Origin of the sequence: Sphingobium olei, assembly GCF_042678845.1 — a bacterium.
GTDB lineage: Bacteria > Pseudomonadota > Alphaproteobacteria > Sphingomonadales > Sphingomonadaceae > Sphingobium > Sphingobium olei.
The window spans coordinates 93,157-109,843 of sequence record NZ_JBHTLS010000005.1 but is presented as its reverse complement, the minus strand read 5'-3'; the positions used below and the strand labels follow the sequence as shown (position 1 = coordinate 109,843).

Here is a 16,687-nt window from a genome sequence, read left to right as displayed (position 1 = left end):
TTAGGACAGGTCGCGGGGCAGGGCAAGGCGCTAGGCCCGCCCCCTCAACCATCCCGTCAGACTGCCATCCTTCAATATCGCCCGCGCGGCATTATGCCCCGGAGCGCCGGTCACGCCGCCGCCCGGATGCGCGCCCGCGCCGCACATATAAAGCCCCTTCACCGGCCCGCGATAGGCACCGTGGCCCAGCACCGGCCGCGCCGCCCACATCTGGTCCAGCGACAGGTGGCCGTGCATGATGTCGCCGCCGACCAGCCCGAACTTGCGCTTCAGGTCCAGTGGCGAATGGATCTGCCGCGCGATCACACTGTCGGCGAACCCCGGCGCATAAGCATCGACGGTCGCGATGATCCTGTCCGCCGCCGCCTCTCGCTCCTCGTCCCAGCTCCGCCCGTCCGGCAGGGTCGGTGCGAATTGCTGGCAGAAGAGGCTGGCGACATGGGCACCCTCCGGCGCCAGGCTGTCGTCCACCGTGGAGGGGATCAGCATCTCGACGATAGGCTCCCTCGACCATCCGTCGCGCTTCGCGTCGATAAAGGCCCGGTCCATATAGTCCAGCGTCGGCGCGATGATGATGCCAGACTGGTGATGCTCGCCCGTTCCGGGCAGGCAGGAGAAGTCGGGCAGGGCGGATAGCGCCACATTCATCCGGAACGTGCCCGACCCCGTCTTGAACGCCCCGATCCGCTTCACGAAATCGGCGGGCAGGTCGGTCGTGTCCATCATCCGCTGGTACAGCAGCTTCGGCCCGACATTCGCAGCCACCACGTCCGCCAGGATCTCCTCCCCGCTCTCCAGCGTCACGCCGACCGCCCGGCCACCGTTCACCAGCACGCGGGCGACGGGCGATTCCAGGCTGATCTCCACGCCCATGGCCTGCACCACCCGCGCCATCGCCTGCGTGATCGCGCCCATGCCGCCGACCACATGGCCCCACGCGCCCTTCTTCCCGTTCACCTCGCCGAACACATGGTGCAACAGGACATAGGCGCTGCCGGGCGTATCCGGGCTGGCATAATTGCCGACCACCGCGTCGAATCCGAACGCCGCCTTCACCGCCTCGCTCTCGAACCAGCTGTCGAGCACGTCCCGCGCCGACTTGGTGAACAGGTCCAGCAGGTCGCGTTGCTGTTCCAGCGACAACCGCGCTACCCGCCGCCCCTGCTTCAGCGCGGCGACGATCATGTCCATGCCGTCGCCGACATTGGGCGGGCAGGCGAGCACCAGGTCGCGCAGCAGATCCGCCGCCACTTCCAGCGCATCAAGATATGCGGGCAGGGCGGCGGCATCCTTCGCACTGAACCGCGCGAACTCGGCCTGCGTCCGCGCCAAACCGCCGCCCAGCTTCAGATAGCCGCCGTCCGGCTGGGGCAGGAAATTGCTGATCGGCCGCTCGATCACGCGATAGCCATGGTCTGCGAGCGTCATGTCGCCGATGATCTTGGGGTGAAGCAGGCTGACGGTGTAGCTGGCGGTCGAATTGCGGAAGCCGGGATGAAATTCCTCCGTCACCGCCGCGCCGCCCACTACCGCCCGCCGCTCCAGCAGGCGCACGCGATAGCCGGCCCGCGCAAGGTAGAAGGCGCAGACCAGCCCGTTATGGCCCGCGCCTATGATGACCGCGCTCCTGGATTTTCCCATAACCGCCCTCCAGCCCCGCTATTTTACCTACGTAAAACAGCTATCGTGCATATTGCGAATCAGCTGTCCACTTCGCTGTCTCTTTTCCCGTCCGCTTGGCTCCCATATCGCCGCGCCAGCCAGGCGCAGGCCATCAACTGGATCTGGTGAAACAGCATCACCGGCAGCAGGATCGGACCCGCCGCGCTCGCCGGGAACAGCACGCCCGCGATCGGCACGCCCGAAGCCAGGCTCTTCTTCGACCCGCAGAATTGCAGCACGATCGCATCCTCGCGGCTCAGCCCCAACATCCGCCCGACCGCATAGGTGAACAGCAGGATTGCGATCAGTAGCGCGACGCAGATCGCCGCCAGCACGGTCAGTTCCTCCGCCGACACCTTGCTCCACAATCCTTCCACCACTGCCGCCGAAAAGGCCGCATAGACGACCAGCAGGATCGACCCGCGATCGACCCGGCCCAGCATCGCCTTGTGCCGATCCACAAAGCCGCCAATCCATGGACGCAATAGATGCCCGACGACGAAGGGCAGCAGGAGCTGCGACAGGATTCCCTCCACGGACGAAAGCGATATGAGCCCGCCGGTCCCGCTCCGCTGCATCAGCAACGCCACCAGCAGCGGCGTCACCACGATGCCCAGCAGGTTGGAAAAGGAGGCGCTCACCACCGCCGCGGCCACATTGCCCCGCGCGATGGCGGTAAAGGCGATGGAGGATTGCACGGTCGAAGGCAGCAGCGTCAGGAACAGCAGGCCAGCCCGCATATCTGCCGGCACCAGTCCGACTCGCCCGATGATCAGTCCCATCAATGGAAAAGCGACGAAGGTCGTGCCCAGAGTCGCCAGATGCAGTTTCCACGCCTTCGCCCCGCCCCAGATCGCTCCGCGCGACAATTTGGCGCCGTGCAGGAAAAAAAGCAGCACGATGCCCGCGTCCGCCAGCCCATCGGCAATGCGCGCGCCTTGGCCCCGCGCCGGCAGCACGGACGCTAGGGCGACGGTCGCGATCAGCAACAGCAGGAAAGGGTCGAGCGCTTGGCGGAGGCGGTTCATTACAGGATCGCAGGTGGAAAGGGGATGGAGGGGGGATAGACGCCGCGCCCCGGCTGCGCCAACAAATTCCCCTTGAACAGAGACAAGCAGAGGATGCGTCATGACCGAAGCCATCGTCATCGTCGATCAGGATGGCGTGATCGAAATCCACATCGATCGCCCCGACAAGAAGAACGCGCTCACCGGCGCGATGTACCGCGCCATGACCGCCGCCCTGACGGAGGCGGCCGAACGGCCGGACGTGGCGGCGGTGCTGATCGCGGGGCGCGGCGATGCCTTCTGCGCCGGCAATGACCTGGGCGATTTCATGGCCGGCCCGGAAGGCGGGGCTGCCGCCTTCGCCTTCATTCAGGCGATCGCCGCCTTCTACAAGCCGCTCGTCGCTGCGGTTCAGGGGCTGGCGGTCGGCGTCGGCACGACGATGCTGCTGCATTGCGACCTTGTCTATGCCGCGCCCGACGCCCGGTTCGTCATGCCATTCGTCAACCTGGGGCTGGTGCCGGAAGCCGCGTCGAGCCTGCTCGCGCCGGCCCTGCTGGGCCATGCCAAGGCGGCCGCGATGCTGCTGCTCGGGGAGCCGCTGGATGCCGAAGCCGCCGACCGCGCGGGCCTCGTTACCGCTATCGTCCCCAAGTCGGACCTGCTGGATCACGCCCGCGTCAAGGCTGCCGCTCTGGTCGTCAAGCCGCCCCGCGCCCTGGCCGACACGCGCCGGCTGATGCGGGGGGACCGCAGCGCGCTCGCCGCGCGGATGGAGGAAGAAGCCGTGCTGTTCCGCGCGGCGCTTGGTTCTGCCGAAGCGCAGGAAGCCTTCGCTGCCTTCCTCGAAAAGCGTCCACCGCAATTCAGGAGGGGCTAGCGCTACGCGGCCCGACCACGAGGTTTGACGGCGGAGGAGAACATCTGGCTGGGGCGGGAGGATTCGAACCTCCGCATGGCGGTACCAAAAACCGCTGCCTTACCGCTTGGCTACGCCCCAGCAGGACCGGCGTGTCGCCGGTGCGGACCGCCATATAACGCGTCGCTGCGGAAAGGAAAGCCTAGTCATGCTAGTTTGATGCGGCCAATATGACAGCTGCCCTTTCCCGTTGGATCGCCATCGTCATGCCCGCTTCGCCCCCGCCCACGACCCAGAGTTCCCCGGCCCAGTTTTCCCCGGCCCAGATTTCTTCAGCATCCCCGCTGTTCCTGCGTGAAGACGAGATACGCCGGGGCATCGAGATGCTCTATTTCGGCTATTCCGCGCTCACCCGCTCGATCGACGAGGGGCTCGCGGCGGAGGGGCTCGGCCGTGCTCATCATCGCGCGCTCTACTTCATTTCGCGCCAGCCGGACCTGACGGTCAAGGATCTGCTGCGCCTGCTCGCCATCACGAAGCAATCGCTCGGCCGGGTACTGAACGACCTCATCGAGCGCGGCTATATCGAAACCCGCCCCGGCACGAGCGACCGCCGGCAGAAGCTGCTGCGATTGAGCCCCGCAGGCCAGGCACTGGAGGCGGAACTCTTCCGCGCGCTGAGGGAAAAGATGGCGGCGGCTTATGCGCTTGCGGGGCAGGGGTCCGTGACCGGATTCTGGCGCGTTCTGGAAGGGCTCATCCCCGAAGCCGACCGGTCCATGGTCTTTGGCCTGCGCGGTCGATAGTTGCCTTAACGCAACTTTATTCCTGTTCCGGCGCTTAACCCGCTCCATCATCTATGGGGTAAGAGGAGACATATATGCGCAAAACCCTGATCACCGGCGTCGCCGTTCTGGCCGTCGCCGGCTTGTCGGCCTGCTCGGAAAAGGCCCAGGACAATCTGGAAAATGCCGGATCGGCCATCGGCAATGACGTCAGCAATGCGGTCGACACGGCCGGCGAGAAGATCGACAACGGCCTCGACCGGGCCGGCAATGCGATCGACAATGGCGCGGACAGGGTTGGCGCGGCGACCGACAATGCGGCGGCCGACGCCCAGCGGGAAGCGGGCGAGGCGAAGCGCGACGTCGGCGGCGCGCTGGAACGCGCGGGCAACGATATCAAGAAGGACTGATCGCCTTCGTCCGGGCGCGGATGAATGTCCGCGCCCGGATCGCCGGCTTGAGGGCAGCCGTCTCGGCCTCAGGCCGCGCTCTGCGCCCGTCTGGCTGCCGCATGGCGATTTTCCGGCTCGGACAGGCCCAGATGCGCGCGGAAGGTCGTTCCTTCATACTCCGCGCGGAACAGTCCGCGCGCCTGCAGGATGGGCACCACCTTTTCGACGAACAGCTCGAGCTGTCCCGGCAACGGTTCGAAGATCACGAATCCATCCGCCGCGCCTTCTTCGAACCATTGCTGCAACTGGTCCGCGACCGTTTCCGGCGATCCTACGAACGCGCCGCGCGGCGTCGCCAGCCGCTCCGCCACCTGCCGCAGCGTCAGATTTTCCGCCCGCACCTCCGCCAGGATGCGCAGCGTGCCGCTCTGCTGGCTGTCGAGTCCGATATGCGCGACATCCGGGAAGGGCGAGTCGAGATCATATTGCCGGAAATCATGGTCGTTGAAGGTGCGGGATAGGAACCCCAGGCCCGTATCGATGGATTCCAGCGCTGCGAGTTCCCGATAACGCGCCTCGGCGTCCTCGTCGCTGTCCCCCACGATCGGCGCGATGCCGGGGAGGACGAACAGCTGGTCGGGATCGCGGCCGAAGCCTCTGGCCCGCGCCTTCACGTCCGCGACATAGGACTGCCCCTCTTCCTTGGTCGGCGCGTGGGTGAAGATCACCTCGGCATGGCGCGCCGCGAAGCTGCGCCCGTCCTCCGATGCGCCGGCCTGGAAGATCACCGGCTGGCCCTGCGGCGTCCGCTTGATGTTGAGCGGGCCGCGCACCTGGAAAAATTCGCCCTGATGGTCCAGGCGGTGCAGGCGATCGGGATCGACGAACTGGCCGCTTTCCTTGTCGGCGACATGTGCGCCATCCTCCCAGCTGTCCCAAAGCCCCTTCACCACGTCCAGATATTCTGCGGCGATCTTGTAGCGGGTGGCATGGGCGGGATGCTCGGTCTTGCTGAAATTGGCTGCCGTGTCGCCCAGCCAGGACGTGACCACGTTCCATCCCGCGCGCCCGCCGCTCAAATGGTCGAGGGAGGCGAACTGACGCGCGACGTTGAAGGGTTCGGAATAGCTGACGGTCAGCGTACCGACCAGGCCGATGCGCGATGTCGTCGCGGCCAGCGCGGACAGGATGGTGATCGGCTCGAACCGGTTGAGATAGTGCGGGCTCGACTTTTCCGTGATGGACAGGCTGTCCGCTACGAACAGGAAGTCGAACTTGCCCCGCTCGGCGGTCGCCGCCTGCTGCTGATAGTGGGACAGGCTGGTGCTGGCATTGACGTCCCGGTCGGGATGTCGCCAGTCGTTCCAGGTCCGGCCGACGCCGTGCAGAATGAAGCCAAGTTTGATGTGGGGGGATTTTGCCATGCGCCTTACCTTTCGGATGCGGGATTTGACGCCAGCATAGGAGCAGAGGCGTCGGCGCAACCAACGCGAAGTCGTGGATCGGTTATGACTTGGGCAAATAGGTGACGGGTTTCAAAGCCCCGCCGCCTCCACCCAATGGGCGTGGCTTATCTCGCGGGCGAGCGTCCACACCTGCCGCTTGATGTCGGGAACCGCGACGATCTCCCAATGGGCACCACGCGTCATTGGACCGACGACGCGCAGGCGGTCTTGCGCGTCACCGGATGCAGCGATGGCGCGACACTGGCGATCGACATCGATGCCGATTGCCAGCGGATCGGGCCAGATCGCGCCCTTGTCGAACAGCGTGCGCAGCAACGGGTCGCGCACCCGGCGCAGGTCGCCGAGCGGACCGGTACAGTTGACCACGCGGGCGAAGCGCCGCCACGCGACCATATCCCTGCCGCGCGATCGAAGGGCGACAGCGATTTGGTCACCTTCCGGCTCCGCCTCCACGACTTTCGCCGCTTTTATCTCCATCTTCCCTTCGGCCCGCATCGCGGCCAGCCGCTCGGCCACTGCCGGCGCGATGCGATGGCGATGCACGTCCCAATAGGGGCGCAGATGACGTAGAAAGCGTGTCCGGTCGCCCGCATCCGCCGCGCGCCAGATATCCTGCGTGAAGGGTCGCAACGCATCAATCGCCGCGTACCAGCCGACCGCTTCCGCCTGTGTCCGCACCTGCCGCAGCAGCGCGGACGCCGATCCGGTCGGCCGTTCAGGAAGAGGCTTCGCCGTCTTCACCGATGCGTGGGCATGGGGCATCAATCCGCGACGCGAGACCGCGACGATGCGTCCCGCGAAGCCTGCCGACGCGAGGCTCAGCGCGCAGTCTACCGCCGTAAGGCCGCTGCCGAGCAGCAGCACTTCGTCCCTGGGATCCAATCCTTCGCCCAGACCGGTCGTCCAGGGATCATCGACATAGGCGGGATGCGACAGGCCGGCGAAGGCGGGCAGGTCGTGCGGCGGCAGGTTGCCGGGCGCGATGACCGCAATGTCCGCGTCCACGCGCGCGCCGGAACGAAAGCGGATGCTGGCACCAAAATCGGAAAGAACAATGTCGATCGCCTCATCCTCCACCAGCCGCAGCCGGTCGCCCGCATCCCCCAACGCGTCGTTGAGCAGGTCGCGCAGATAGTGCCCGTAGGTCTGGCGCGTCGCGAAGCTGGCCTGTTGTCCAGCCTCGCGCGCTTTCAGCCACTGCGCAAAATGGTCGGGCTGGTCGGGGAGGGCGCTCATATTGGCAGCGCGGACGTTCAGAATGTGGTCCCCATGCGCCGCGCCAAAGGCCAGGCCGCAGCCCAGCCGGTCGCCCCTCCGCTCGATCAGGGTCACGCGCGCGTCGCCGTGCCGCAGCAGGTTGATGGCCAGCAGCGTGCCACTGAAGCCACCGCCCACGATGGCGACATGGCCGGCGCTCAGCATCGATCAAGCATTTCTAATGGGTCCGGCAGCATCGCTTGTGGGACATATCTCTACTCATCTCATAGATAAATAGCTGTCTACAGAGATTCGGAGACAAATATCTATGGCACATCTGCGATCCCTGCTGATCCGGTGGCAGCGTTTCAGAGACACCGCGGCGCGGGAAATCCTGCGCGATCCCAACGTCATCCTGTTCGAGCGCGCGGCCGAGCCGCTGGCGACCCGGGAAGGCGCGCGTGGCGGCTGAAGGCTTTTCCCGCCGGTTGCTGCTGGGTGGCAGCGCAGCCTCCTGCCTGCTGCTCGCGGCCTGCGGCTCGACCAAAAGCGCCAAGCCCACTCTGCGCGTGTCGATCACGGGCAAGGGCGACGGCGATTCGCGGCTGCTGTTCAAGTCCGCCGGAATCAAGCCCGAAGGCTTCGACATCGCCTACAGCGAGTTCCAGTCGGGCCATCTTGTGGTCGAGGCGTTGAACGGCGGCTCGCTCGATTATGGCGGCATGAGCGAAATCCCGCCCATTTTCGCCGCCGCTTCGACCATTCAGAGCTTCCGCCAGATCGCGGTCGCGCATGGCGACGTCAACAATCAGGTCGTACTGGTGCCGAAGGGATCGACCGCGAAGAGCATCGCGGACCTTAAGGGCAAGCGCGTCGGCTACGTTCGCGCCACCACATCGCAATATTTCCTCATCCGGATGCTGGAGGAGGTTGGCCTCAGCTGGGACGACATCAAGCCGGTGGCGATGGGCGTCAGCGACGGGGCAGCGGCCTTTTCGCAGGGCGCGCTCGATGCCTGGGCGATCTACGGCTTCCCCATCCAGCGCGCGATCGCGACCGAAGGCGCGCGCATCCTGCGCACCGCCTATGGCATCCTGTCGGGCAATTATCTCGTCGCGGCGCATGTCGATGCCCTGGCCGACCCGGAGAAGGCGAAGGTCATCGCCGAATATCTGGGCCTCATTCGACAAGCCTACGACTGGGCCGCCGCGCATCAGGACGAATGGGCCCGCGTCGTGTCTCAGGATATCGGGGTGCCGCTCGCCTATGTGCAGGACCAGTTCAAGCGCAAGAGCGCCACCTACGAACTGCGCCCGGTGACGCCCGAAGCCATCGCGTCGCAGCAGAAGGTCGCCGACCTTTTCTACGCGCAGAAGCTGCTACCCAAGCAGGTCGATATCCTTCCGCTGTGGGACGATCGCTTCAATTCCGCCATCCCGAAAAGAGGCTGACCATCATGGCAACCCGTCTCGCCGCTTCCGAAGATCTTCCCGAGATCACCGACGATTATCTCGATTGGCTGACACGCGAGTTGGCTGCTCATGCCGAAGCTTATGATCGCAGCGGCGAATTTCCCCGTGCGCCCTTCGATCTGCTGGCGCGGGAGGGGCTGATCGGCCTTACCGTGCGGCCGGAACTGGGCGGGCGCGGCGCGAACCTGTCAGAGGCGCTGCGCGTGCTCGCCGCCGTGGCGAAGGGTGAGCCATCGACCGCGCTCATCCTCTTCATGACCTATCACTATCATGCCAACCCGCATCGCGCGCAGGGCTGGCCCGCCATCTATGAGCGGCTCGCTGCCGATGCGGTCGCGGGCAGGGGCCTGATCGGGGGCTTGCGCGTCGAACCCGAACTCGGCACCCCGGTGCGCGGCGGCCTGCCCGCCACGATCGCGCGGCGCACGGGTGACGGCTGGGCGATCAGCGGCACGAAAATCTATTCGACCGGATCGACCGGACTGGACTGGTACTCTGTGTGGGCCAAGACCGACGAGGAAAATCCCCGCGTCGGCAATTTCCTGGTGAAGGCCGGCAGCCCCGGCGTCACGATCGAACACGCCTGGGATCATCTGGGGATGCGTGCCACCGTCAGCCACGCCGTCCATTTCGCCGACACGCCGACGCCGCTCGACCATGCCGTCGATGTGCGCCTGCCGCAGCAATGGGCGGCGGCAGCGGGCGACCCCAGCCTCGCCATCTGGAACGCGCTTGCCATCTCAACCATCTATGATGGGGTGGCGCGGGCCGCGCGCGATTGGCTCGCGGCCTATCTCAATGATCGCATACCCTCCAACCTCGGCGCGTCGCTCGCCACCCTGCCGCGCGTACAGGAGAAGTTTGGGGAGATCGAAGCGTTGCTCCAGGTCAACGCCACGCTGATCCGCGATGCCGCCGCGCGCTACGACGCCGGGTCGCCGCCCAGCGCGATCGCGGTCAACACCATCAAATATGTCGCGACCGCCAACGCCATCCGCGCGGTGGAGATCGGCCTGGAACTGACCGGCAATCCCGGCCTCAGCCGCAAGAACCCGCTCGAACGCCATTATCGCGACGTGCTGTGCAGCCGCATCCATTCGCCGCAGACCGACACGATATTGGTCGCCGCCGGCCGCGCGGCGCTGGGGCAGTAACCATGTCGCTCATCATAGCCAGCCAGCTGGACGCTGATTTCAACAAGGGCCTGGGGCAGCATCCGATCGCACCGGTCGTCATCGACGTGGCGGAGGACGAACCCTGGACCGCCGCTGCCGAAGCCGACCTGCTGCTCGTCCGCCCGTCGCCCGCCTGGCGTCAGCCTCGCGTGCAGCGGCCCTCGCTTTGGCCAGGCCGGCTGAAATGGGTCTATAGCGCGTCTGCCGGCATCGATTTCTATCCGGACTGGCTGCTCGACGCGCCGCTCGTCACCTGCGGCCGGGGCGTCGCATCGGACGAGATCGCCGACTATGTCATCGCCGCCATCTATGCGCAGGCGAAGAATCTGGAGGCAGTGACGGTCCGCTCTCGCGCGGAATGGAAACAGACGCCCCTCGGCCGCGTGTCCGGCACCACAGTCGGCATTGTCGGGCTGGGCGCGATCGGCCGGGCGGTGGCGCAGCGCGCGCTCGCCCTGGGTGCGCAGGTGGTGGCGCTGCGTAGATCGGGCGCGCAGGCGGGGATCAGTGGCGTCGAACTGCTGCACGATCTGCCCGCGCTGGTCGCCCGCGCCGACCATATCGCGATCGCCGTGCCCGCCACGCCGCAGACACGCCATCTCTTCAACGATGCACTGCTGGCGCGGGTGAAGCCCGGCGCCCACATTATCAATGTGGCACGCGGATCGGTGGTGGACCAGGACGCCCTGATCCGGGCGCTCGACCGGACGGACGGCCCCGGCTTCGCCACGCTCGACGTGACGGAACCGGAACCGCTGCCGGATAGGCATCCGCTTTATGTCCATCCCAAGGTGCGCCTGACGCCGCACATCTCCAGCAATTACACGCTGATGCGGCACCGCCTGCTGGAAAAGGTGCGCGACGACATCAGCCGCTTCGTACGCGGCGAAACGCCCACAGACGTGATCGATCCAGCGCGGGGTTACTAAACGGCATCGGCGCGTCAGAGCGCCTGCACCGTCTCCCGCGCCAGTTCCGTCAGCCGTTGCGCCGCGCTGTCCAGCTTGTCGCCCGCCCGCAATATGGCGGCAACGCGCGGCAGCTCGGGCAAGCGATCATGCGCCAGCGCTTCCTGTTTCCCGATGAAGAGGTGGGTGCGGCAGGTGATGCCCAACCCCGCGCCGACCGCTGCCTTCAGCGTGGCGAGATTGGGCGTCTCCACCGCGATCCGCCATTGCAACCCGGCGTCCTCCAGCAACCGGATCGCCGCCTCGCGGAACCGGCACGGTTCTTCCAGCACGGCAAGGGGGATGACGGGACGATCGAGGAGGCCCGCGTCGCCATACCAGCTCATCGCCGCGACCGTCACCGCATGGGGATCGTTGGGCGCGGCGAAGCCCAGCACGATGTCCAGCTCCCGGCGATCCAGCAGCGCCTGCAACTCGGCGGTGCCGGCGACCCGGGCGTAGATTTGCGCGTCGGGGTGCAGCTCCGAAAAGCGCGAAAGCAGCCCGGACAGCAGCGTGTCCGCGAAATCCTGCACCATCCCGATCCGCGCCGGCCCGGCGAAGCGCCCCGCGCTCACCGCCGCCACCGCCTCATCATGTAGGAGCAGCACGCGGCGCGCATAATCCAGCATCACCTCGCCCGCAGTCGTGAGGTTCAGCCGCCGTCCTTCGCGAAGGAACAGGGTCTGCTGCACCAGCTCCTCCAGCCGCTTGATCTGAAGGCTGAGCGCCGACTGGGTGACGAACACCTGTTCCGACGCGTTCAGCATCGATCCGGTATCCACGATGGCGACGAAGCTGCGCAGCAGGTTGGTGGGAAGGTTGACCGGCACGACGGACTTTCTCGCAGAAGGGGAGGACAGGCCCGACCCAGCGGAGGGAACGGAGCCTCTCCTATCGCCTGCACTTATATATCGAGCAAAATAGTAGAGATTGATGGACGGCAAATAAATCTTGATCAGAACGAGAGAGGGGCCGCGATCCGCCATTTTCTGCGGTGCGTCGACGCTCCGGAGCGCCAAATCGAACCTTATGATCATCGCTCATAGGTCAGCGGAGAAAAACTTAATTGAATTGGTAGACAATACATGATGGGCTTTGCCGCATCTGAATGAAGAAAGCGGATCATGGCAAGTTTGGCGATTGGACAGTCACACCCGAAGACGGCGCGGCAGCGGAGCTTTTCGCTCTCCCGTTTTGGCGGCCGCTGGCTTTCGCCGGTGCTGTTGCTGCTGCTGTGGGAACTGGGATCGCGGTCGGGCCTGATCCCTGAACGCACGTTGGCGGCGCCCTCGGCGGTGATCGGCACACTTGTTGAGATGGTGATCTCGGGCGAACTGCCCTCCAACCTGCTCGTCTCCTTCGCCCGGGTCGCCGCGGGCCTTTTGATCGGCGTAGGGCTGGGTCTTGCCCTCGGCCTCGCCGCCGGCCTTTCCCGCGCTGGCGAGCTGGCGGTCGATCCGCTCATGCAGATCAAGCGCACCATCCCCGCGCTGGCGCTCACCCCGCTCTTCATCGTCTGGTTCGGCATCGGCGAAACGCCCAAGGTGGCGCTGATCGCCTTCGGCACCATCTTCCCGGTCTATTTGAACCTCTACAGCGGCATCCGCGGCGTCGATCCGCGCCTGCTCGACGCCGCCAAGAGCTTCGGCCTCAGCCGCGCCGAACAGATCTGGCATATCGTCCTGCCCTCGGCGCTCCCCTCGCTGCTGGTGGGCCTGCGCTACGCCCTCTCGGTTTCCATCCTGGTCCTGGTCGTCGCGGAGCAGATCAATGCCTCGGCCGGTCTTGGCTACCTCATCAACAACGCCCGCGATTTCATGCGCACCGACATCATCGTCGTCTGCCTCATGGTCTACGCGATCCTCGGCCTCGGCGCGGACTGGCTGGTCCGCGCCCTCGAAGCCCGCGCCCTCATCTGGCGCCCCAGCATAGTGGAGCAATAAGCATGGATGCTCGCCTCGGCTTTTCCGCGGTGGACACCGCCGTCCACCAGCCCCGTCCCGATCCGGTCGTTCGCCTGCGCGGCTTCACCCGCCGCTTCGGCCCCAACACGATCATCGACGGCCTCGATCTCGACATCGCGCCCGGCGAGTTCATCGCCCTGCTGGGCCGCTCCGGCTCAGGCAAGACGACGCTGCTGCGCACGCTCGCCGGCCTCGACGAAGTGCAGGGGCAGGATGTCGAAGTGCCTGACAGTCGCGCCGTCGTGTTTCAGGACGCGCGCCTGCTTCCCTGGAAACCCGTCTGGAAGAATGTCGGTCTCGGCCTCAAGGGCGACATCCGCCCCCGCGCCGAAGCGGCGCTGAAGGAAGTCGGTCTTGGCCACCGCATCGACGCCTGGCCGCTGACCCTCTCGGGCGGGGAGGCGCAGCGCGCCGCGCTCGCTCGCGCGCTGGTGCGCGAACCCAAGCTGCTGCTCCTCGACGAACCCTTCGCCGCGCTTGACGCGCTCACCCGCTACAGGATGCACGACCTCGTCCTGTCGCTCTGGCGCAGGCACCGCCCGGCCGTGCTGATCGTCACCCATGATGTCGAGGAAGCGATCGCGCTCGCCGACCGCGTGTTGGTGCTCGACAAGGGCCGCATCGTCGCTGAAGAACGCATCACCGCACCGCGCGGCGAGCGCGCCAGCTTCTCCGCCCGCCTGCGCGAAAAGCTGCTCTCCACCCTGGGCGGCGACGATCATGGCGTTGTCCCTTTCGCGCCCACGCTGGAAGCCGCCGAATGACGGCAGCAGCCACCCTCGAACGGCCGATCGACACGACCCGTCTGCGCGGCTTCGTCACCGCCTTTGCCGATCTGCTGGCGGCAACCCGCGATGAACAGGCGATCCTCGACAGCGGCAGCGCCTTGCTCGCGCGCCTGATCGCCACCGACGACTGGCTGCCGCAAGAGTTCGCCCAGCCAAATCCCGATCGCTACCAGCAATATCTGCTCCATTGCGACAGCCGCGAACGCTTCAGCGTCGTCAGCTTCGTCTGGGGCGCCGGCCAGTCCACTCCCATCCACGACCACAGCGTCTGGGGACTCGTCGGCGTCCTGCGCGGTGTGGAGAAGGTGGAGCGCTTCGACCGCCTCCCTTCGGGCGAACTGGTGGCGCAGGGGGAGGAGCTTCTGCGCGCCGGCGAAGTGGACGCCGTCTCGCCGCGCATCGGCGACATCCACCGCGTCACCAACGGCCTTGCAGACCGGCCGTCCGTCAGCATCCACGTCTATGGCGCCAATATCGGCGCGGTCGAACGCGCGACCTACGCTCTGGACGGCACGCCCAAGACCTTCATCTCGGGATACGCCAATCGCGTCATCCCCAACCTCTGGGACAGATCGAGAAACGCATGACCACCGACACGCTTGACCGCATCCAGACGTCCACCCCGCAGGACATCCGCCACGCGCTCCTGATCGGCAGCGAGATCGCCCTGATCGACGTGCGCGAGGAGCATGAGTTCGCGCAGGGTCATCCGCTTTTCGCCGCACAGATTCCCCTCCGCCGCGTCGATGAAGAAGCGCGCTGGCGCATCCCCCGTCTCGACACGCCGATCGTCGTCTATGACAATGGCGAAGGCCTGGCGCACAAGGCCGCCGTTCGCCTGGAGGCGTTGGGCTATACCGATGTGCGTGAGCTGGAAGGCGGCCTCACCGCCTGGCGCGACGCCGGCTATGAATTGTTCGAGGACGTCAACAGCTACAGCAAGGCGTTCGGCGAACTGGTCGAACATCGCCGCCATACCCCCAGCCTGCCCGCCGAGGAAGTCCAGGCCCTGATCCGCGAAAAGGCCGACATCCGCATCCTCGATGCCCGCCGCTACGACGAATATAACACGATGAGCATCCCGACCGGCACCAGCGTGCCCGGCGCGGAACTGGTGCTGCGCGCGCAGACCATCGCGCCCGATCCCGACACCACGATCATCGTCAACTGCGCCGGCCGTACCCGCTCGATCATTGGCGCGCAGTCGCTGGTGAATGCCGGCATCCCGAACAAGGTCTACGCGCTGCGCAACGGCACGATCGGCTGGACGCTCGCGGGGCAGGATCTGGAAACCGGCCAGACCCGCGCCGCGCCTGAAGTGGACGACGCCGCGACCGAGGAAGCGCGCGCCCATGCCCGCGACGTCGCCTATCGCGCCGGCGTCAAGCGGATCGGCTGGGACGAGTTGGAGGCGCTGAAAGCCCAAACGGCGCGCACCCTCTATCTCTACGACGTGCGCCAGCCGCGCGAATATGAAAGCGGCCATTTGCCCGGCTTCCGCAACGCGCAGGGCGGCCAGCTCGTGCAGGAAACCGATCATAATGCGCCAGTGCGCGGCGCGCGCATCGTCGTCACCGATCCCACTGGTGTGCGCGCCGACATGACCGCCTCGTGGCTCGCGCAGCTGGGCTGGGAAGTCTATGTTCTGGACGTCGACTGGTCCGCCGCGCAGCTGGAGCGCGGCCCTGACGGCGCGCCGTCGCCCCGCGGTCCCGAAGGTCGCTACAAGCGCCCTTATGAAGGCACCGACAACAAGGCCGCCGCGATGCAGGCCTATCTCGACTGGGAATATGGCCTGGTCGCCCAACTGGAGCGCGACGGCACCCACGGCTTCTACGTCATCTGACCAGACCGAACTCAGGATCGAGGAGGACGCATCATGAGCGTCAAATTCATCGGCTATATCGGCTTCAACAACGCTTCCGAAACCCAGTCGGCCGTGCGCAGCCGCGCGCTCGACATCGACTATGTCGATGCGGCGGCGAAGGCGCAGGAGGAGGGCGGCTTCGACCGCGTTCTCATCCCCTTCGGCTCCAACAGCCCGGAAAGCCAGATCGTCGCGGCCCATGCCGCCGCGCGCACCACGCGCCTCGGCTTCCTCGTCGCGCATCGCCCCGGCTTCACCCAGCCGACCGTCGCCGCGCGCCAGCTCGCGACGCTGGACCAGCTGTCGGGTGGCCGCGTCGCCGTCCACATCATCACCGGCGGCCCCGATGAAGAAATGGCGCGCGACGGCGACACGAAGACGGTGAAGGCCGACCGCTACGCCCGCACGGACGAATATCTGACCATCCTGCGGCAGGAATGGACCGCCGCAAACCCGTTCGATCATCAGGGCAAGTTCTACGACATCCGCCAGGCGTTCAGCGCGATCAAGCCCGACAATCTCCCCGTCTTCTTCGGCGGATCGTCGGACGAGGCGATCGATGTCGCCGGTCGCCATGCCGACGTCTATGCGCTCTGGGGCGAAACCCTCGCCGCCGTGCAGGACACGGTCCGCGCCGTCCGCAAGTCCGCCGTGCGCTATGGCCGCAGCCCCGGCTTCTCGCTCTCGCTCCGCCCGGTCATCGCCGACACTGAGGAAGCAGCCTGGAAGCGCGCTGCCGAGATCGAGGAACAGGTGCGCGAAAATCGCGTCGCCGCCGGCCTGCCGCTCACTGGCCATCGGCCGCCCAATACAGGCTCGCTCCGCCTCCTCGAAACTGCCAGCAGCAACCGGCAGGACAAGCGCCTGTGGACTGGCGTCGCGGCGCTGACCGGTGCGGCTGGGAACAGCACCGGCCTCGTCGGCACGCCAGAGCAAGTGGCAGACGCCATGCTCGACTATTATGACATCGGCATCGACCATTTTCTGATCCGCGGCTTCGATCCGCTGGGTGATTCCGTCCTTTACGGCCGCGAACTGCTGCCGCTCGTGCGCGCCAAGGTGGCGCAGCGCGACGCGGCCGGCCTCGCACTGGCGGGCTGATC

At 66.3% G+C, this 16,687-nt stretch carries 17 protein-coding genes and 1 tRNA gene; 12 read left to right on the top strand and 6 right to left on the bottom strand.

Annotated features, from left to right (window positions below; all coding sequences use genetic code 11):
- Positions 1-30: 30 nt before the first annotated feature.
- Positions 31-1,641 carry a phytoene desaturase family protein gene (locus tag ACFQ24_RS00585; protein WP_380908315.1) on the bottom strand — a complete coding sequence of 537 codons (1,611 nt, stop codon included), beginning with the start codon at positions 1,639-1,641 and terminating at the stop codon, positions 31-33.
- Positions 1,642-1,700: 59 nt separating this feature from the next.
- On the bottom strand, positions 1,701-2,690 hold the full coding sequence (locus ACFQ24_RS00580; RefSeq protein ID WP_380908313.1) for a bile acid:sodium symporter family protein: 990 nt from the start codon (positions 2,688-2,690) through the stop codon (positions 1,701-1,703).
- A 100-nt stretch (positions 2,691-2,790) separates the two neighbouring features.
- Here ACFQ24_RS00580 and ACFQ24_RS00575 point away from each other — a divergent pair, with 100 nt between their 5' ends.
- Positions 2,791-3,549 (top strand): enoyl-CoA hydratase-related protein, encoded by a 759-nt coding sequence (locus ACFQ24_RS00575; protein WP_380908311.1) that lies wholly within the window; start codon positions 2,791-2,793, stop codon positions 3,547-3,549.
- A gap of 45 nt (positions 3,550-3,594) precedes the next feature.
- Here ACFQ24_RS00575 and ACFQ24_RS00570 read toward each other — a convergent pair.
- A tRNA-Gln gene (locus ACFQ24_RS00570) sits at positions 3,595-3,669 on the bottom strand.
- Positions 3,670-3,794: 125 nt separating this feature from the next.
- On the opposite strand from ACFQ24_RS00570, the gene ACFQ24_RS00565 reads away from it, so the two are divergent.
- Together ACFQ24_RS00565 and ACFQ24_RS00560 are read left to right on the top strand one after the other, a co-directional pair.
- Positions 3,795-4,334, top strand: a complete 540-nt coding sequence (locus ACFQ24_RS00565; protein WP_380908567.1) for a MarR family winged helix-turn-helix transcriptional regulator — start codon at positions 3,795-3,797, stop codon at positions 4,332-4,334.
- Positions 4,335-4,408: 74 nt separating this feature from the next.
- Positions 4,409-4,723 (top strand): hypothetical protein, encoded by a 315-nt coding sequence (locus tag ACFQ24_RS00560; RefSeq protein ID WP_380908309.1) that lies wholly within the window; start codon positions 4,409-4,411, stop codon positions 4,721-4,723.
- A gap of 68 nt (positions 4,724-4,791) precedes the next feature.
- Here ACFQ24_RS00560 and ACFQ24_RS00555 read toward each other — a convergent pair whose 3' ends face one another.
- A complete protein-coding gene (locus tag ACFQ24_RS00555; RefSeq protein ID WP_380908307.1) occupies positions 4,792-6,129 on the bottom strand; it encodes an LLM class flavin-dependent oxidoreductase in 1,338 nt (445 codons plus the stop codon).
- A gap of 111 nt (positions 6,130-6,240) precedes the next feature.
- On the bottom strand, positions 6,241-7,593 hold the full coding sequence (locus ACFQ24_RS00550; RefSeq protein ID WP_380908306.1) for an FAD/NAD(P)-binding protein: 1,353 nt from the start codon (positions 7,591-7,593) through the stop codon (positions 6,241-6,243).
- A gap of 103 nt (positions 7,594-7,696) precedes the next feature.
- On the opposite strand from ACFQ24_RS00550, the gene ACFQ24_RS00545 reads away from it, so the two are divergent.
- The 4 genes from ACFQ24_RS00545 to ACFQ24_RS00530 are packed head-to-tail and all read left to right on the top strand — an operon-like array spanning position 7,697 to position 10,944.
- Positions 7,697-7,840, top strand: a complete 144-nt coding sequence (locus ACFQ24_RS00545) for a hypothetical protein (protein WP_380908304.1) — start codon at positions 7,697-7,699, stop codon at positions 7,838-7,840.
- On the top strand, positions 7,830-8,819 hold the full coding sequence (locus tag ACFQ24_RS00540; protein WP_380908302.1) for an ABC transporter substrate-binding protein: 990 nt from the start codon (positions 7,830-7,832) through the stop codon (positions 8,817-8,819). The genes ACFQ24_RS00545 and ACFQ24_RS00540 overlap by 11 nt, the downstream gene beginning before the upstream one ends.
- A 5-nt stretch (positions 8,820-8,824) precedes the next feature.
- Entirely contained in the window at positions 8,825-9,994 is a 1,170-nt protein-coding gene (locus tag ACFQ24_RS00535) for an acyl-CoA dehydrogenase family protein (protein ID WP_380908300.1), read from the top strand.
- Between the two features lie 2 nt (positions 9,995-9,996).
- Positions 9,997-10,944 (top strand): NAD(P)-dependent oxidoreductase, encoded by a 948-nt coding sequence (locus ACFQ24_RS00530; RefSeq protein ID WP_380908298.1) that lies wholly within the window; start codon positions 9,997-9,999, stop codon positions 10,942-10,944.
- 14 nt (positions 10,945-10,958) lie between these two features.
- Here ACFQ24_RS00530 and ACFQ24_RS00525 read toward each other — a convergent pair whose 3' ends face one another.
- Positions 10,959-11,795 carry a LysR substrate-binding domain-containing protein gene (locus ACFQ24_RS00525; protein WP_380908296.1) on the bottom strand — a complete coding sequence of 279 codons (837 nt, stop codon included), beginning with the start codon at positions 11,793-11,795 and terminating at the stop codon, positions 10,959-10,961.
- Between the two features lie 294 nt (positions 11,796-12,089).
- Here ACFQ24_RS00525 and ACFQ24_RS00520 point away from each other — a divergent pair, with 294 nt between their 5' ends.
- Genes ACFQ24_RS00520 through ACFQ24_RS00500 form a run of 5 tightly spaced genes read left to right on the top strand, consistent with a single transcriptional unit; the run spans position 12,090 to position 16,685 of the window.
- Entirely contained in the window at positions 12,090-12,908 is an 819-nt protein-coding gene (locus tag ACFQ24_RS00520) for an ABC transporter permease (RefSeq protein WP_380908294.1), read from the top strand.
- 2 nt (positions 12,909-12,910) lie between these two features.
- On the top strand, positions 12,911-13,693 hold the full coding sequence (locus tag ACFQ24_RS00515; protein ID WP_380908292.1) for an ABC transporter ATP-binding protein: 783 nt from the start codon (positions 12,911-12,913) through the stop codon (positions 13,691-13,693).
- Entirely contained in the window at positions 13,690-14,304 is a 615-nt protein-coding gene (locus ACFQ24_RS00510) for a cysteine dioxygenase family protein (protein ID WP_380908290.1), read from the top strand. Before ACFQ24_RS00515 ends, ACFQ24_RS00510 begins: the two co-directional genes overlap by 4 nt.
- Positions 14,301-15,563 (top strand): rhodanese-like domain-containing protein, encoded by a 1,263-nt coding sequence (locus ACFQ24_RS00505; RefSeq protein ID WP_380908288.1) that lies wholly within the window; start codon positions 14,301-14,303, stop codon positions 15,561-15,563. The genes ACFQ24_RS00510 and ACFQ24_RS00505 overlap by 4 nt, the downstream gene beginning before the upstream one ends.
- Positions 15,564-15,596: 33 nt before the next feature.
- Positions 15,597-16,685: an LLM class flavin-dependent oxidoreductase gene (locus ACFQ24_RS00500; RefSeq protein WP_380908286.1), complete on the top strand. Its 1,089-nt coding sequence runs from the start codon at positions 15,597-15,599 to the stop codon at positions 16,683-16,685.
- Positions 16,686-16,687: the final 2 nt, after the last annotated feature.

What these genes read in the sequence shown, in the direction of transcription:
- ACFQ24_RS00585 (WP_380908315.1), bottom strand. Translation starts at nt 1,641, where the DNA reads ATGGGAAAATCCAGGAGCGCGGTCATCATAGGCGCGGGCCATAACGGG.
- ACFQ24_RS00580 (WP_380908313.1), bottom strand. Translation starts at nt 2,690, where the DNA reads ATGAACCGCCTCCGCCAAGCGCTCGACCCTTTCCTGCTGTTGCTGATC.
- ACFQ24_RS00575 (WP_380908311.1), top strand. Translation starts at nt 2,791, where the DNA reads ATGACCGAAGCCATCGTCATCGTCGATCAGGATGGCGTGATCGAAATC.
- ACFQ24_RS00565 (WP_380908567.1), top strand. Translation starts at nt 3,795, where the DNA reads ATGCCCGCTTCGCCCCCGCCCACGACCCAGAGTTCCCCGGCCCAGTTT.
- ACFQ24_RS00560 (WP_380908309.1), top strand. Translation starts at nt 4,409, where the DNA reads ATGCGCAAAACCCTGATCACCGGCGTCGCCGTTCTGGCCGTCGCCGGC.
- ACFQ24_RS00555 (WP_380908307.1), bottom strand. Translation starts at nt 6,129, where the DNA reads ATGGCAAAATCCCCCCACATCAAACTTGGCTTCATTCTGCACGGCGTC.
- ACFQ24_RS00550 (WP_380908306.1), bottom strand. Translation starts at nt 7,593, where the DNA reads ATGCTGAGCGCCGGCCATGTCGCCATCGTGGGCGGTGGCTTCAGTGGC.
- ACFQ24_RS00545 (WP_380908304.1), top strand. Translation starts at nt 7,697, where the DNA reads ATGGCACATCTGCGATCCCTGCTGATCCGGTGGCAGCGTTTCAGAGAC.
- ACFQ24_RS00535 (WP_380908300.1), top strand. Translation starts at nt 8,825, where the DNA reads ATGGCAACCCGTCTCGCCGCTTCCGAAGATCTTCCCGAGATCACCGAC.
- ACFQ24_RS00530 (WP_380908298.1), top strand. Translation starts at nt 9,997, where the DNA reads ATGTCGCTCATCATAGCCAGCCAGCTGGACGCTGATTTCAACAAGGGC.
- ACFQ24_RS00520 (WP_380908294.1), top strand. Translation starts at nt 12,090, where the DNA reads ATGGCAAGTTTGGCGATTGGACAGTCACACCCGAAGACGGCGCGGCAG.
- ACFQ24_RS00515 (WP_380908292.1), top strand. Translation starts at nt 12,911, where the DNA reads ATGGATGCTCGCCTCGGCTTTTCCGCGGTGGACACCGCCGTCCACCAG.
- ACFQ24_RS00510 (WP_380908290.1), top strand. Translation starts at nt 13,690, where the DNA reads ATGACGGCAGCAGCCACCCTCGAACGGCCGATCGACACGACCCGTCTG.
- ACFQ24_RS00505 (WP_380908288.1), top strand. Translation starts at nt 14,301, where the DNA reads ATGACCACCGACACGCTTGACCGCATCCAGACGTCCACCCCGCAGGAC.
- ACFQ24_RS00500 (WP_380908286.1), top strand. Translation starts at nt 15,597, where the DNA reads ATGAGCGTCAAATTCATCGGCTATATCGGCTTCAACAACGCTTCCGAA.